Origin of the sequence: Actinophytocola sp. (assembly GCF_049647105.1) — a bacterium.
Classification (GTDB): Bacteria; Actinomycetota; Actinomycetes; order Mycobacteriales; family Pseudonocardiaceae; genus Actinophytocola.
This window is the reverse complement of record NZ_JBARWZ010000039.1, coordinates 1-14,660: the sequence shown is the minus strand read 5'-3', so window position 1 is coordinate 14,660 and position 14,660 is coordinate 1. Positions and strand designations below refer to the sequence as shown.

General features: G+C 70.9%; 17 protein-coding genes. 7 read left to right on the top strand and 10 right to left on the bottom strand.

The window, feature by feature from the left end:
- The first annotated feature begins 108 nt into the window (after positions 1–108).
- Genes WBA97_RS05745 through WBA97_RS05735 form a run of 3 tightly spaced genes read left to right on the top strand, consistent with a single transcriptional unit; the run spans position 109 to position 2,425 of the window.
- Positions 109–936, top strand: coding sequence for an enoyl-CoA hydratase family protein (locus WBA97_RS05745; RefSeq protein ID WP_424229634.1), 828 nt, complete (start codon positions 109–111; stop codon positions 934–936).
- Positions 933–1,334: a RidA family protein gene (locus tag WBA97_RS05740; RefSeq protein ID WP_424229633.1), complete on the top strand. Its 402-nt coding sequence runs from the start codon at positions 933–935 to the stop codon at positions 1,332–1,334. The genes WBA97_RS05745 and WBA97_RS05740 overlap by 4 nt, the downstream gene beginning before the upstream one ends.
- 32 nt (positions 1,335–1,366) lie before the next feature.
- On the top strand, positions 1,367–2,425 hold the full coding sequence (locus WBA97_RS05735) for an acyl-CoA dehydrogenase family protein (protein ID WP_424229660.1): 1,059 nt from the start codon (positions 1,367–1,369) through the stop codon (positions 2,423–2,425).
- 230 nt (positions 2,426–2,655) lie between these two features.
- On the opposite strand, the gene WBA97_RS05730 is transcribed toward WBA97_RS05735, so the two are convergent.
- Positions 2,656–4,014, bottom strand: coding sequence for a TrpB-like pyridoxal phosphate-dependent enzyme (locus WBA97_RS05730; protein ID WP_424229632.1), 1,359 nt, complete (start codon positions 4,012–4,014; stop codon positions 2,656–2,658).
- 96 nt (positions 4,015–4,110) lie between these two features.
- Here WBA97_RS05730 and WBA97_RS05725 point away from each other — a divergent pair, with 96 nt between their 5' ends.
- Both WBA97_RS05725 and WBA97_RS05720 read left to right on the top strand, forming a co-directional pair.
- The gene (locus WBA97_RS05725) at positions 4,111–4,584 is read left to right on the top strand and encodes a cation:proton antiporter regulatory subunit (protein WP_424229631.1); all 474 of its coding nucleotides are present in this window, start codon (positions 4,111–4,113) and stop codon (positions 4,582–4,584) included.
- A 6-nt stretch (positions 4,585–4,590) separates the two neighbouring features.
- Positions 4,591–5,769, top strand: a complete 1,179-nt coding sequence (locus WBA97_RS05720) for a cation:proton antiporter (RefSeq protein WP_424229630.1) — start codon at positions 4,591–4,593, stop codon at positions 5,767–5,769.
- A 138-nt stretch (positions 5,770–5,907) separates the two neighbouring features.
- On the opposite strand, the gene WBA97_RS05715 is transcribed toward WBA97_RS05720, so the two are convergent.
- Genes WBA97_RS05715 through scpB form a run of 3 tightly spaced genes read right to left on the bottom strand, consistent with a single transcriptional unit; the run spans position 5,908 to position 8,736 of the window.
- Complete coding sequence (locus WBA97_RS05715) at positions 5,908–7,041, bottom strand: DUF1015 family protein (protein ID WP_424229659.1); 1,134 nt, start codon at positions 7,039–7,041, stop codon at positions 5,908–5,910.
- Between the two features lie 2 nt (positions 7,042–7,043).
- On the bottom strand, positions 7,044–7,781 hold the full coding sequence (locus WBA97_RS05710) for a pseudouridine synthase (protein WP_424229629.1): 738 nt from the start codon (positions 7,779–7,781) through the stop codon (positions 7,044–7,046).
- On the bottom strand, positions 7,771–8,736 hold the full coding sequence (gene scpB, locus WBA97_RS05705) for an SMC-Scp complex subunit ScpB (RefSeq protein WP_424229628.1): 966 nt from the start codon (positions 8,734–8,736) through the stop codon (positions 7,771–7,773). The genes WBA97_RS05710 and scpB overlap by 11 nt, the downstream gene beginning before the upstream one ends.
- A gap of 15 nt (positions 8,737–8,751) precedes the next feature.
- On the opposite strand from scpB, the gene WBA97_RS05700 reads away from it, so the two are divergent.
- Positions 8,752–9,114 (top strand): hypothetical protein, encoded by a 363-nt coding sequence (locus tag WBA97_RS05700; protein ID WP_424229627.1) that lies wholly within the window; start codon positions 8,752–8,754, stop codon positions 9,112–9,114.
- A gap of 233 nt (positions 9,115–9,347) precedes the next feature.
- Here WBA97_RS05700 and WBA97_RS05695 read toward each other — a convergent pair whose 3' ends face one another.
- The 5 genes from WBA97_RS05695 to ald all read right to left on the bottom strand — a co-directional run bounded on the left by WBA97_RS05695 (position 9,348) and on the right by ald (position 13,594).
- Positions 9,348–10,178, bottom strand: coding sequence for a segregation and condensation protein A (locus WBA97_RS05695; RefSeq protein WP_424229626.1), 831 nt, complete (start codon positions 10,176–10,178; stop codon positions 9,348–9,350).
- Entirely contained in the window at positions 10,168–10,518 is a 351-nt protein-coding gene (locus tag WBA97_RS05690; protein ID WP_424229625.1) for a hypothetical protein, read from the bottom strand. Before WBA97_RS05690 ends, WBA97_RS05695 begins: the two co-directional genes overlap by 11 nt.
- Complete coding sequence (locus WBA97_RS05685; RefSeq protein ID WP_424229624.1) at positions 10,515–11,432, bottom strand: ParA family protein; 918 nt, start codon at positions 11,430–11,432, stop codon at positions 10,515–10,517. The genes WBA97_RS05690 and WBA97_RS05685 overlap by 4 nt, the downstream gene beginning before the upstream one ends.
- A 156-nt stretch (positions 11,433–11,588) precedes the next feature.
- Positions 11,589–12,503, bottom strand: coding sequence for a site-specific tyrosine recombinase XerD (xerD, locus tag WBA97_RS05680; RefSeq protein WP_424229658.1), 915 nt, complete (start codon positions 12,501–12,503; stop codon positions 11,589–11,591).
- Positions 12,500–13,594: an alanine dehydrogenase gene (ald, locus tag WBA97_RS05675; RefSeq protein ID WP_424229623.1), complete on the bottom strand. Its 1,095-nt coding sequence runs from the start codon at positions 13,592–13,594 to the stop codon at positions 12,500–12,502. Before ald ends, xerD begins: the two co-directional genes overlap by 4 nt.
- A 129-nt stretch (positions 13,595–13,723) precedes the next feature.
- Here ald and WBA97_RS05670 point away from each other — a divergent pair, with 129 nt between their 5' ends.
- Positions 13,724–14,200 (top strand): DUF1707 domain-containing protein, encoded by a 477-nt coding sequence (locus WBA97_RS05670; protein WP_424229622.1) that lies wholly within the window; start codon positions 13,724–13,726, stop codon positions 14,198–14,200.
- 7 nt (positions 14,201–14,207) lie between these two features.
- Here WBA97_RS05670 and WBA97_RS05665 read toward each other — a convergent pair.
- Positions 14,208–14,660, bottom strand: a 453-nt coding sequence (locus WBA97_RS05665) for a FadR/GntR family transcriptional regulator (RefSeq protein WP_424229621.1), incomplete at its 5' end; no start/stop codon positions are given.

Genomic DNA, 14,660 nt, shown 5'->3' with positions numbered 1-14,660 from the left:
GAGCGGAGCTTGCGGAGCGAACCATCAGACACAGAGCGGAGCTTGCGGAGCGAACCACCAAACACAGGGCGGCCGCGAGCGGCCGCTCGGAGCCTGCGAGGAGCGGTCGTGAGTCCTTTCAGGGCATCACCTGGGTTCACCGAGGAGTGGCAGCACTTCGACCTGTCGGTGGCAGACGGGGTCGCGACCGTGACACTGAACCGGCCGGACAAACTGAACGCGCTGACCTTCGACGTGTACGCCGACCTGCGTGACCTGCTCGCGGAGCTGCCGCACCGGGGTGACGCCCGCGTGGTCGTGCTCACCGGGCAGGGCCGCGGGTTCTGCTCCGGCGGTGACGTCGAGGAGATCATCGGCGAGCTGCAGAAGATGGAAGCCGCGCAGCTGCTGGAGTTCACGCGGATGACGGGCGCGGTCGTGAAGGCACTGCGCGAGTGTCCGCTGCCGGTGATCGCGGCCGTCAACGGGATCGCCGCGGGCGCCGGTTCGGTGATCGCGCTGGCGAGCGACTTCCGGCTGCTGGCGGAGTCGGCGTCGTTCGCGTTCCTGTTCACCAAGGTGGGCCTGGCCGGCGCGGACATGGGTTCGGCGTACCTGCTCCCCCGCCTCGTCGGTCTCGGCCGGGCGACTGAGCTGCTGATCCTGGGTGACAAGGTCGACGCGGCGCACGCGGACCGCATCGGCCTCGCCACTCGCGTCGTGCCGGACGCGTCGCTGACGCAGGAGGCTGCCGCGCTGGCGAAACGGCTGGCGGACGGCCCGGCGCTGGCGTACTCGACGACGAAGGTGCTGCTCACCCGCGAGCTGGACATGGACCTTGGCAGCAGCATCGAGCTGGAGGCGATGACGCAGGCGTTGCTGATGAAGAGCGACGACCACGCGGAGTTCTACGCGGCGTGGTCGGCCGGGCGACGTCCACAGTGGACCGGCCGATGAGCCCGCACGAGATCGTCACCGCCCCCGGCCTCGCCGAGCCGGTCGGCTTCGCGCACGCGGTGGTCGCCGCGCCCGGCCGCACGGTGTACCTGGGTGGCCAGACCGCGCAGGGCGCCGACGGGGCGATCGTGGGTTCGACGATGGCGGAGCAGTTCGACCAGGCCGCCGCGAACGTCGTCTCGGCGCTGGCCGCGGCCGGGGGCCCGCCCGACCGGCTGGTGTCGTTGATCATCTACACGACGGCGGTGGCCGAGTACCGTGCCGCGCTCAAGGAGCTGGGTCCGTTGTGGCGCAAGCACTTCGGCCGCCACTACCCGGCCGTGGCGCTGCTCGGCGTCGCGGAGCTGTTCGACGAGGCGGCGAAGATCGAACTGGTCGGCACGGCGGTGATCCCGTGACCTACACCCATCTCGCGCCCGCACACCAGGAGCTGCGCGACCACACGTCGAAGGCGGCGGCTTCCCTGCCCTCGGGGGAAGCGGGCCGGATCAACCGTCCCCTGCTCGCGGCGCTGGCGGAGCACGGCCTGCTGGGCAGGCTGTTCCCGCGCACGTCGGCGATGGACCTGTGCGTCATCCGCGAGGAACTGGCCCGCCACCACACGGAGGCGGAGACGGCGTTCGCGTTGCAGGGTCTCGGTGCGTACCCGATCCTGCTGGCAGGCAGTAAGTCCGTTGTGGACAAATGGATGCCCCGGATCACGGCGGGCACCGCGGCGGTGGGCTTCGCGCTGACGGAACCGGCAGCGGGCTCGGACGCGGCGGCCCTGTCGCTGACGGCGACCCGAGACGGCGACGGCTACCGGCTGACCGGTGAGAAGGTGTTCATCTCGAACGCGCCGGACGCGGATGTCTATTCGGTCTTCGCGCGGACGAGCGACAAGGGCGCCAAGGGCATCACGGCGTTCGCGGTCCCTGGCGACGCACCAGGCCTGACCGGCACCCGGCAGCGGCTGGTCTCCCCGCACCCGATCGGACGGCTGCACTTCGCGGACGTCCCCGTCCCGGCCGAAGCGGTCCTTGGCGAGGTGGACGGCGGCTGGCGCGTGGCGATGCGGACCCTCGACATGTTCCGCCCGAGCGTGGGCGCGTTCGCGCTGGGCATGGGCCAGGCGGCGCTGGACGCGGCGGTTGCGCACACCTCCGAGCGACAGGCGTTCGGCAAGTCGTTGCGTGACTTCCAGGCGGTGTCCCACCAACTCGCCGACGTGGCGACCAAGCTGCAAGCGTCCCGCCTGCTGGTCCACGACGCGGCGGCCGCGTACGACTCGGGCGCCGAACGCACCGGCCACCTGTCGGCGATGGCGAAGCTGTTCGCCACGGAGACCGCGCAACAGGCGGTGGACGTGGCGATACAGGTGCACGGAGCCCGCGCACTGGAGGAAGGCCACCTGCTGGAACACCTGTACCGGGAGGTCAGAGCGCCACGCATCTACGAGGGCGCGAGCGAAATCCAGCGAGAGATCATCGCCCGCCAGTTGTACCGCTGAGGGCGTGACCTCCGGCCCCGCGGGGATCGTGGCGGGCATTCGCCGGGAACCTGCTGGGTGCGGCGACAGCCGGTGCGGTCGTGGTAGCGGCGGTCAGTTGGCTGCGCTACCACGGCAAACCAACTGGGGCCACCGAGTAAGCACAACCCGCCTCGCGGGGTGCCGAAGGTGCATGCCAGGTACCTTCGGCACCCCCTGGCGGTCGTTCGCTAATTAGGTGACCACGGCACCTACCGAGCCGGGATCGTCTCGATCGCGACCGCCAGTTCCTCGTCGGTCAGTTCGCGGTCCACCATCTCGCCCGCCAGGTAGCTCGCGTACGCGGGCAGGTCGAGGTGCGCGTGCCCGCACAGCGCGGTCAGGATCACCTTCTCCTCACCGGTTTCCCTGCACCGCAACGCTTCCCGCACACACTCGGCCAGCGCGTGCGTCGGCTCCGGCGCCGGGATGATGCCCTCCGACCGCGCGAACCGCACGCCTGCCGCGAAGCACTCGTTCTGGCCGATCGCCACCGCGTCGACCAGGCCCAGCTCCACGATGTGCGACAGCAGCGGCGACATCCCGTGGTACCGGAGCCCACCCGCGTGGATCGGGTCCGGGATGAAGTCGTGGCCGAGCGTGTGCATCTTCAGCAGTGGCGTCAGTCCCGCGGTGTCGCCGAAGTCGTAGGTGTACTTGCCGCGCGTGAGGGTCGGGCAGGCCTCGGGTTCGACGGCCCTGATCTCCGGCGAGATCCTGCCCGCCAGCTTCTCCCGCAGGAACGGGAACGCGAGCCCGCCGAAGTTCGAGCCGCCACCCGTGCAGCCGACGATCAGGTCGGGCGTGTCCCCGGCCATCTCGAACTGCTTGATCGCCTCCTCGCCGATGACGGTCTGGTGCAGCAGCACGTGGTTGAGCACGCTGCCCAGCGCATACCTGGCATCCGGGTTGGCCGCGGCCTTCTCGACCGCCTCGCTGATCGCGATGCCGAGGCTCCCCGTCGAGTCGGGGTGGGCGGCGAGAATCGCCTTGCCGGACTCGGTGAGATTCGACGGGCTCGGGTGGACGGTCGCCCCGAACGTCTCCATCATCAGCTTGCGGTACGGCTTCTGGTCGTACGACGCGCGGACCTGCCACACCTCGCACTCCAGCCCGAACTGCGCGCAGGCGAACGCGATCGCGCTCCCCCACTGACCGGCGCCGGTCTCGGTGGTCAGCAGGCTGACCCCCTCCTGCGCGTTGTAGTACGCCTGCGGCACCGCCGTGTTCGGCTTGTGCGAACCGACCGGGCTGACGCCCTCGTACTTGTAGTAGATGCGAGCCGGCGTATCGAGCGCCTTCTCCAGCCGGTGCGCCCGGAACAGTGGCGACGGCCGCCACAACCGGTAGACGTCCTGCACCCCTTCCGGGATCGGGATGTAACGCTCCGTGCTTACTTCCTGCTCGATGAGTGCCCGCGGGAACAGCGGAGCGAGATCCTCGGGGCCGATCGGCTCGCCGGTGCCGGGATGTAGCGGCGGCGGTGGCGGCGCCGGCAGGTCGGGCACGATGTTGTACCAGGCCGTCGGCATGTCGGACTCGTCGAGGATGAACTTGGTGCGGCCGGCCATGCGGTGCCTCCCGGACGTCGGAGATCGGGACGGACACCAACCTAGGTCCATGAGGCTGGGGAAGAAAGTCGGCAAAGGGGACGTTAACCTGTCGTGGTGAACGTCGAGGTGACCCCACTGCCGGGGATCGGAACGCGTCAGGACTTCGTCTCGCGTGGGGGACGCAGGATCGGCGTGATCACTTACCGAGATGGCCGGTCCGAGCTGATCGTGTCCCGCGCGGACGATCCGGACACCTGCACGGCGTCGATACCCCTCACCACCGACGAGGCGAACGCGCTCGCGAGCCTCCTCGGCGCGCCGCAGCTGGTCGCCCAGCTGCAGGACGAGCTGGACGGCGTCCACACCAAACAGTTGCCGCTGGTGCCGGGATCTCCTTACGACGGACGCACTCTTGGTGACACGGCGTTACGGAGCCGGACGGCGGTGTCGGTCGTCGCCGTGGTCCGCGCGGGCACCGTGCACCCGTCGCCACGTCCCGACTTCATGCTGGGCGGCGGCGACGCACTGATCACTGTCGGCACCAAGGAAGGACTCGCCAAAGCGGCGGAAGTCCTCCACCGCGGGTAGCGGCCAGTGCACACTCCCGCAATCGCGCTGATCGAACTCGGTGCGATCTTCTTCGGCCTGGGCATACTCGGCAGGCTCGCCTGGAAGATCGGCATCTCCCCCATCCCGTTCTACCTGCTCGGCGGCCTGGCATTCGGCAGCGGCGGGTTGATCCCGCTCGAAGGCATCGAGGACTTCGCGTCGCTCGCGAGCGAGATCGGTGTGATCCTCCTGCTGCTCCTGCTGGGGCTGGAGTACTCGGCGGCGGAACTCGTGACCGGCATGAAGCGGTCGTGGCTCGCGGGTCTCATCGACATCGTGCTGAACGCGGCGCCAGGGGTCGCGGTCGCGCTGCTGCTGGGCTGGGGACCGGTCGGCGCGCTCGCGATGGCGGGCGTCACCTACATCTCGTCGTCGGGCATCGTCGCGAAAGTGCTCGGTGACCTGGGCAGACTCGGTAACCGCGAGACGCCGGTGGTCCTGTCGATCCTGGTGTTCGAGGACCTGGCGATGGCGGTTTACCTGCCGATCCTGACCGCGGTCCTCGCCGGCGCGACACTGCTCGGCGGCCTGACGGCCATCGGGATCTCCCTGCTCGTGGTGACGGTGGTGCTGCTGCTGGCGCTGCGGTTCGGCCGGTACGTGTCGGCGCTCGTGGACAGTCCGGATCCCGAGGTGTTCCTGCTGCGCGTGCTGGGGGCGGCGCTGCTGGTGGCGGGGCTGGCGTCGCAACTGCAGGTGTCGGCGGCCGTGGGCGCGTTCCTGCTGGGCATCGCGATCTCCGGCTCGACGGCGGAGAACGCGACCCGCATGCTGGAGCCGCTGCGAGACCTGTTCGCGGCGATGTTCTTCGTGGTGTTCGGCCTGAACACAGTGCCGTCGACGATCCCGCCGGTACTGGGCGTCGCGCTGGCCCTGGCCGCGGTCACGACCCTCACGAAGCTGATGACCGGCTGGTGGGCCGCGAAGATGCAGGGAATCGCGAGTATGGGCCGCGCCCGCGCGGGTGCCGCACTGGTGGCACGGGGCGAGTTCTCGATCGTGATCGCCGGCCTGGCGGTGGCGGCGGGCGCCGTGGACGACCAACTCGCCGCCCTCGCGACCGCGTACGTCCTGATCATGGCCGTCCTGGGCCCACTCGCGGCCCGCTTCATCGAACCGGTCGCCCGCCTGGCGATCACCCGCCTACGCCCGGCCACTGCCTGAGTTATCCACAGGCAAGATCAACAACTCTCCCCCGGTCGGGCTAAGGCGGTAGGATGGCATGGAGGGGCGCCCCCGGGAACGGGTGGGGGTTGGCATCCGGCCGTTTTGCGAGTTTTCGCAGGTGGCGGCCGTTGTCGGTCAGCTTGTTTGCGCCTTCAGATCCGCCAGCAGCAGGCCGCTTCGGGGCTTCGGCGTGAAGTAGGTGCTCTTGCGGGACATGCGGCGGCCCGCCGCGTGTTCGGCCAGCACCGTCGCGAGCGGGACCGGCGCCAGCTCCACGATCGCGTCCGCGTCCGGTGGCGGCGTGCGACCGGCAGGCAGCGGGTGCACCTGCTCGCCTTCCGGGTCCAGGTGCAGCGCCTTCGCCAGGAGCGTCTCCTCCACCACCGCGTGGTCCAGGCCGGGCGGCAGGTCCACCACCAACGTCGTGTCCCGGCAGCGGACCACCACCGTGCCAGGTTCCTTCGGGGACGGCGCCTCCCGGACCTCGCGGACCGTCAGCCCCTCCCCGCGCCACGCTCGCGCCAGGTCCGCCGCCGTCAAGCCGGTGTTCGTCAGCACCCGGTGGAACGCGCCGATCCGCAGCGCCGGGCCGGCCGTCACCAGGGCCAGCAGTCCACCGGCGCGGGCCGCGGCGGCCACCCGGTGGTTGCCGTCGGCGACCATGAGCGGATGCGCTTCCACCGCGCCAAGCAGTGCCGTGTCCTCGGTCAGCCACAGGCGGTGGCGGCGGCCCCGGGAGTCCACTGTGGAGACCGAGGGTGCGTGGTTCGCCGTGTGGGCGCGGACTTCCGCGGTCAGGTCGTCGCGATCGCCGACCGGCACGAGCATCGCGGCACTCGTCGCGTAGCCAAGGCCGGACAGCACTCGCGCGCGCTCCTCGACGATCTCCGGGTAGACCTCCTCGCTGTGGCGGACCCGGCCCGCGTCGACCGCGGCCGGGTCGACCATGCACAGGACACCGCACGCCGTGCCGTCCGGACCGTCGACCTCGTATGGCACGACCACATTGGACACTTCGCGGTACGCGGTGCGCAGCAACAGGGCCAGCGTGTTCCTGGCCATGGGCAGCGACTCAAGGAGACCGCGCCCCGCCGCGACCGCCGCCGGAGTCCGGTGTGGATGCTGGACCGCCAGCAGGGACCGGGTCGTGGCGGCGGGCTCGGCCAGCGCCGCGATGACCCGGTCCGGTTCCGCGAACTCGTCGACGTCCGGGCCTGGCACCTCGTCGCGGACGACCCAGCCGCGCGCGATCGGTCGCACCCACCTCAATGTCACAGGTCGACGACAGCGAAGAGCGAGCCGACCTCCTGGCGGGTCAGCACGCGGAGAGACCCCGAACGCTGGGCGCCGAGATGGACCTCACCGATCTGCGTGCGGACGAGCTTGCGCACCGGCAGGTCGACGGCGGCCAGCAGCCTGCGGACGATGTGGTTGCGGCCTTCGTGCAGCACGACCTCGACCATGGCCCGGCCGCCGTTGGTGTCGACGACCCGGAACGCGTCGACCCGGGCAGGTCCGTCGTCCAGGTCGATGCCCTCGCGGAGCCGTCGGCCGATCATGCGCGGCACCGGGCCGGGCACCTCGGCGAGGTAGGTCTTGTCGACGGAGAACGACGGGTGCATCAGCCGGTGCGCCAGGTCGCCGTCGTTGGTGAGCAGCAGCAGGCCCTCGGTTTCGGCGTCGAGGCGGCCGACGTGGAAGAGGCGCTCGTCGCGGCCGCGGATGTAGTCACCGACACAGGGCCGGCCGCGATCGTCGGACATGGTGGTGTGCACGCCGCGCGGCTTGTTGAACGCCAGGTAGACGAGCCCTTCGCGGACCACGACCCGCACGTCGTCGACGTGGATGACGGCGTTGTCCGGGTCGACGCGGCGCCCGAACTCCCGCACGACGTCGCCGTCGACCTTGACCCGGCCCTGCGCGATGAGGTCCTCCGCGGCGCGGCGGGAGGCGACCCCGGCGCGGGAGAGCACCTTCTGCAGGCGCACGCCGTCCTGGTCAGAGTTCATCGATGGAGTCGACCTCCGGAAGCAGCGGCGCGATCGGCGGCAGGTCCTCCAGGGAGGACAGGCCGAGGCGCTCGAGGAACAGTTCGGTGGTGCGGTAGAGGAAACCGCCAGTCTCCTGGTCAGTCCCGGTCTCCTCGACCAATCCGCGGGCGAGCAGGGTGCGGATGACACCGTCGCAGTTGACCCCGCGGACGGCGGCGACCCTGGCGCGGGTCACCGGCTGACGGTAGGCGATGACCGCGAGCGTCTCGAGCGCGGCCCTGGTCAGCTTGGCGCGCTGGCCGTCGAGGAGGAGCTTCTCGACGTACGGGGCGTAGCGGTCGCGCGTGTAGAAACGCCAGCCGCCGCCCGCCCGGCGCAGGTCGATGCCGCGGTCCTGGTCGGTGTACTTGTTCGAGAGGAGGCGGAGGTGCTCGGCCACGCGGAGAGGCGTGGCGTCGAGCGCGGCGGCGAGCGACTCCTCGTCGACGGGCGAGTCCACCACCAGCAGGAGGGCTTCGAGGGCGGAGTCGAGTTCGTCATCGCCGAGGGGGACGGGGCCTTCCTCGATGTCCTCGCCGTCCGCTTCGAGTGGCTGATCGCCCTGGCTGGCGGGCGACTGGCCGACCGGCTCGGCGGCGGGCCCAACGGCCGCGTCGGCTTGCTTCGCCGAATGGGCCGGATCAGCCAGCCCCGCATGCTCGACGGGCTCGGCCGCGGGGGCTGCCTCATCGGCTGGATCGGGAAGGTCGGCAGAGTCGGCCGGATCGGCAGAGTCGGCCGGATCGGCGGGCTCCGCAGGAGTGGTCGCGTCCGCTGGATCGGCCGCCTCCGCGGACGCGACCGGCGAGTTGGCGGAGTCCGCTGGGTCCGCAGAAGCCGCCAGGGCCGCCGAGTCGACAGAGTCTGCCGGGTCGGATTGGTCGGCTGAGTCGGCGGACTCGACTGGGTCCGCCGGATCGGCCGGGTCCGCCATATCGGCCGGGCCAGCTTGGTCGGCTGGGTCAGCCGGATCAGCCGGATCGGCTGGGTCAGCGGGCTCGGCCGGGTCCGCCGGGTCCGCCAGAACCGCCGGGCCAGCTTGGTCGGCTGGGTCAGCCGGATCAGCTGGGTCAGCGGGCTCGGCCGGGTCCGCCGGGTCCGCCAGAACCGCCGGAACAGCCGGATCAGCCGGATCAGCCGGATCAGCCGGATCAGCCGGATCAGCTGGGTCAGCGGGCTCGGCCGGGTCCGCCGGAACGGCCGGAACGGCCGGAACGGCCGGGCCAGCTTGGTCGGCTGGGTCAGCCGGATCAGCGGGATCGGCCGGGTCCGCCGGGCCAGGCGGAACGGCCGGATCAGCTTGGTCGGCTGAGTCGGCGGGCTCTGCCGGATCGGCCAGGTTCGCCGGGCTGGTGGGGCCCGATGGTTCGGCGGGGGCGGTGGTGGGGGCCAGTGACCGGGCCACTGGACCACCTGCCGCTGCCGGGTCCGGTAGCGGTTCTCCGTCCGGTGGCGCTGGTGCCTCGTCCTCGACGGGCGGCGGCGGTGTGGGGAGTGGTTCCGCGTCCGGTGGGGGCGGGCTCGTGTGTCGTGGGTGCTGGTCGCTCACCCGTACTCCTCCTCATCGCCGGCTGGAGCTGTCGTCGCCGCGGCATCGGTTTCTTCCGCCGTGCCGCCTGTCCACTCGACGGTCAGCTCCGCCAGCGCCTCCTCCTGGTGGAACAGGATCACGTTCTCCTTGTAGAGGTCGAGCAGTCCCAGGAACCGCGCCACGACCTCGATGCTGTGTTCGCAGTCGGCCACCAGGTCGCCGAAGCTGGCGCGGCCCGCGGCCGCCAGTTTCGTCCTCAGCACCGCCACATGCTCACGTACCGACACCTTGCCCATGTGCAGGTGGTCGATCGAGACCGTCGGCGGGGGCTTCGGGCGGAAGACGGCCGCCGCGAGCTCGGTGAAGCGGGCCGGGGTCACGCCGAGCATCACCTCGGGGAGCAGCGCCTGGAATCGGTCCTCCAGCGCCACCGACCTCGGGTACCGCCGCAGCGCACCCGCCTCCAGCTCCCCGAACAGCGCCGCCACCTGCTTGTACGCGCGGTACTGCAGCAGCCTGGCGAAGAGCAGGTCCCGCGCCTCCAGCAGGGCGAGATCAGCCTCGTCGTCGACGTCGCCGGACGGGACAAGCCTCGCCGCCTTCAGGTCGAGCAGCGTCGCGGCGACCACGAGGAACTCGGTGGTCTCGTCGAGGTTCCAGTCGTCGCCCGCCTGGCGGAGGTACGCGATGAAGTCGTCGGTCACCCGGTGCAGTGCCACCTCGGTGACGTCCAGCTCGTGCTGCGAGATCAACTGCAGGAGCAGGTCGAACGGGCCGTCGAAGTTCGACAGGTGGACCGTGAAGCGCGGCGACGGGGCTGACGGCTCCGGCTTGTCAGTCGTCATGACGCAGGCGGCGCACGAGCATCGAGTCCTCGCCGCGATCCTCGTAGTCGGCGAGCAGGACAGCGATCGCCTCGCGGACGACCCGGCCGCGGTCCACCGCCAGCCCGTGGGCCGCACGCAGCGCGAGACGCACGTGCTCGAGCGCGAGCAGTTCGTCGTCCGACACGTAGACGGTGATCTTCGAGGTGTGTTTCTGCCTTGGCGAACCCCGCCTGGCGGCCGGTGGCGCGGGACGCAGCGGCACCCGGCTCGGCTCGAACCTCAGCGGGAGCACGCCTTCCGCGTGCCCTGTTGGTCTGAACAGCTCATCCGCGCCCGGCAACGAAGGCCGGCGCGTCACCTGGCGATCACCTCTCGTGCGAGCAGGCGATACGCCTTCGCACCCGCCGACCGCGGCGCCCACACCGTGATCGGCGCACCGGCGACCGTCGTCTCCGGGAACTTCACCGTCCGGTTGATCACCGCGTCGAACACGATGTCGCCGAAACGCTCGACGACACGGCCCATGACCTCACGGGAGTGCACCGTGCGCGGGTCGTACATGGTGGGGAGGATGCCCGTGATCTCCAGCTTCGGGTTGAGCCGTTCACGCACCTTCTCGATCGTGTCGGTGAGCAGCGCGACACCGCGCATCGAGAAGTACTCGCACTCCAGCGGGATCAGCACCCCGTCGGCGGCGGCGAGTGCGTTCACGGTCAGCAGGCCGAGCGAGGGCTGGCAGTCGATGAGGATGTAGTCGTAGAGGTCGACGACCGGGCGCAGCGCGCGGACCAGTGTGTGTTCGCGACCGACCTCGGCGACCAGCTGCACCTCGGCGGCGGACAGGTCGATGTTGCTCGGCAGCAGGTCGAGGTTGTCGACATCGGTGCGGATGACCGCGTCCTGGATGCCGATGGACCGCTCGATGATGACGTTGTAGATCGTCTTCTCGAGCATGTGCGCCGGCATGCCGAGGCCGACGGACAACGCGCCCTGCGGGTCGAAGTCGACGATGAGCACCCGGCGGCCGTACTCGGTCAGCGCGGCACCGAGGTTGATCGTCGACGTGGTCTTGCCGACCCCGCCCTTCTGGTTGCACAGCGCGATGACCTTGGCCGGACCGTGGCTGCTGAGCATCGGCGGCTCCGGGATGTGCCGCTTGGCACGACCACCGGGACCGGCACCGTTGGCGCTCTCCTCGACAACCTCCTCCTCGTCGGAGGCCGCCCTCGGTGCGAGACGGAGCTCTTGGTCCGAGGGTTGCAATGTCGACATAACGACCTAACTCCTTGTCGTCCGCGCTGTGCCGGGAAGCTTAGAGATGGCCCACCTGCCTCGGCAAAGAGGCTCGCCGTACCAGGTCGCAATACCTGGAATCACCGAATTGAGCTGCGCGTTCAGGATTCCCGGGGAGGCGGACGAGCCAGGCCCCTAACCGCGGGCACGGGGGTGCGCCGTCGCGTAGACCTCGCGCAGGGTGTTGACCGTGACCAGCGTGTAGATCTGGGTCGTGGTCACGGACGCGTGGCCCAGCAGTTCCTGCACCACGCGGACGTCGGCGCCGCCTTCGAGGAGGTGTGTGGCGAACGAGTGGCGCAGCGTGTGGGGCGACACGGTGGCCGTCAGGCCCGCGCGTTCCGCCGCCACCTTCAGCGCCTGCCACGCACTCTGCCGGGACAGCCTGCCGCCCCGGACGTTGAGGAACACCGCCGGTGTGCCCCGGCCCGCCGCGGCCAGGGCCGGGCGGGCACGCACGAGGTAGGCCTCCAGGGCGTCCAGCGCCGGGCGGCCGATCGGCACGAGGCGTTGCTTGCCACCCTTGCCGTCCAGCAGGACCGTCCGCTCGGCGGTGTCGATGTCGTCGAGGTCCAGGCCGACGGCCTCGGAGATGCGGGCGCCGGTCGAGTACAGGACCTCCAGCAGCGCACGGTCGCGCAACGCGTCCGCGGCCGGGGCCTCCAGCAGGCGCAGCACGTCATGGACCGGCAGTGCCTTCGGCAGGCGGCGCGGGGTCGACGGCGGCTTCACCTCACGGGCCGGGTCCAGGTCGACGATGCCTTCGCGCACGGCGAACTTGTGCAGCCCCCGCACGGCGACCAGTGCCCGCGCCGCCGACGACGCGGCGAGCGGCGGGTGGTCGTCGGAGCCCTCCCGCAGCACCGCGAGGAACGCCGACACGTGTTCCTCGCTCACGGCCGCGACCGTCGGCACGCCGAGGGAGGAAATGTGCCGTTCGTACCGCCGCAGGTCGCGGGTGTACCCCTCGAGTGTGTTGCGCGAGGTGCCGCGTTCGACCGCCAGGTGGTCGAGGTACGCGGTGATCGCGTCGGTGAGTGCCGCGTTCAGCCCGCACCTCCTGGCACCATCGCGTGCGCCGACGCGACCTCGGCCAGGACCACCCTGCCGTCGGCGACGTTGAGGCCGGCGGCCAGCGCGGGGTCGGCGAGCGCCCCGGTTCCGTTGTCCGCCAACGACACCACGTAGGGCAGCGTCACGTTGGTGAGAGCCCGCGTCGAGGTGTTGGGCACCGCGCCGGGCATGTTCGCGACGCAGTAGAAAACCGAGTCATGCACGGTGTATGTCGGGTCGGCGTGCGTGGTCGGCCGGGAGTCGGCGAAGCAGCCGCCCTGGTCGATGGCGATGTCGACGAGCACGGAACCCGGCCGCATCCGCGCGACGAGGTCGTTGCTCACCAGCTTGGGTGCCTTCGCGCCGGGCACGAGCACCGCGCCGATCACGAGGTCGGCCCACCGGCACGCCTCGGCGACCTCGTACACGTTGCTGGTGACGGTCTGCAGGCGCCCACCGTAGGTGAAGTCGATCTGCCGCAACCGGTCCACGTTGGTGTCGAGGACGACGACCTCGGCCCGCATGCCGACCGCGATCGTGGCGGCACTCATGCCCGCGACCCCCGCGCCGAGCACCGCGACGTTGCCCGCCGACACCCCTGGCACGCCGCCCAGCAACACACCGCGGCCGCCCTGCGCCCGTTCGAGGCAGTGCGCGCCGACCTGCGGCGCCATCCGGCCCGCGACCTCGCTCATGGGTGCGAGCAGCGGCAGCGACCCGTCCCCCGCGCGGACCGTCTCGTAGGCGATGGCGGTGGTGCCCGCGTCGACAAGAGCCCTCGTGCACGCCTCGTTGGCGGCGAGGTGCAGGTAGGTGAACAGGATCTGCCCGCGCCGCAGCCGGGGGTACTCCTCCTGCATCGGCTCCTTGACCTTCAGCACGAGGTCGGCGGCCCACACCTCGTCGGCGGACGGCACGATCCGCGCTCCCGCGGCGAGGTAGTCGGCGTCCGGCAGCGACGATCCGGCCCCGGCACCCGCCTCGACCAGCACGTCGTGGCCGTGGTGCACCAGTTCCAGGACGCCGGCGGGCGTGATCGCCACCCGGTACTCGTGATTCTTCACCTCACGAGGCACTCCGACCAGCACCCGAGACACCTCCACGACCGACCACGCCGGACGCCGTTGTCCCGACTCTGTCGAGGCGGAGCCTAGCGCCGCCGAAGCCCGGTTCCTCGGTTTGCGCTGGCGTGGCGCGCCTCCCGTACTGTGGAACTCGTGACCGACAGCGACGAACTCCGCATCGGCACCGTGGAGCGCGAGGCCGCGGTAAAGATCCTTGGCGACCACATGGCGGCGGGCAGGCTGTCGCTCGACGAGTACGAGGAGCGGGCGGCCGCCGCACTGGAGTCGCGCACGCGCGCCGACATCCGGCCGCTGTTCGAGGATCTGCCCGCGCCCTACCCGGCGTTCATGACACCGCCCGCTCCGTACGCGTACGCGCCTGCGCCGGTCGGGCACGCCCCCGCGCCGCCGCCGTCTACCGAGTCGTACCGGCTCCGCGTGGTCGCGGGGGTGCTGCAGATCGTGCTCCCCTTCGGTGTCGGCCGCTTCTACACCGGGCACACCGGCATCGCGGTGGCACAGCTGCTCACCAGCCTCATCGGCATCGGCGTGATCTGGAGCATCATCGACGGGATCATCATCCTGGCCACCGGCGGCACCGACGTCGACGGCAGACGGCTGCAGACCTAGTGTCCCGTCACCCCCACAGGAATCCCCGCAGCAGTGCCGCCGTGCCGTCCAGGTGCTCGTCCATGGCCTGGCGTGCCGCGGCCGGGTCACCTGCCAGTATCGCCGCCACAATGGACCGGTGCTGGGCATCGGAGTGCTCGATGTTGACCGCCAGCAACGGGATCGCGTCCAGCAGCTCGTTCACCCGCGTCCGGACGTCGGCCACCGCCGTGGTCAGCGACGCGGACGCCGTGGCCTCCGCGATCGCCAGGTGCAGCCGGGAGTCACGGCGGCGGTACTCCCCATCGTCGATGTCCACACCGGACACGTCGAGCAACGCGACGGTCAGGTGCTGCCGTTCCGCCGGGGTGAGCGGCCGCGCGGCCGCCGCCTCCGCCGCGCCGCTCTCCAGCACCCGCCGCAACGTCAGCACGTCCTCGACGTCGTCGCCGGGCGCGGGGCGCGGCGGCGGGCTCGGGAG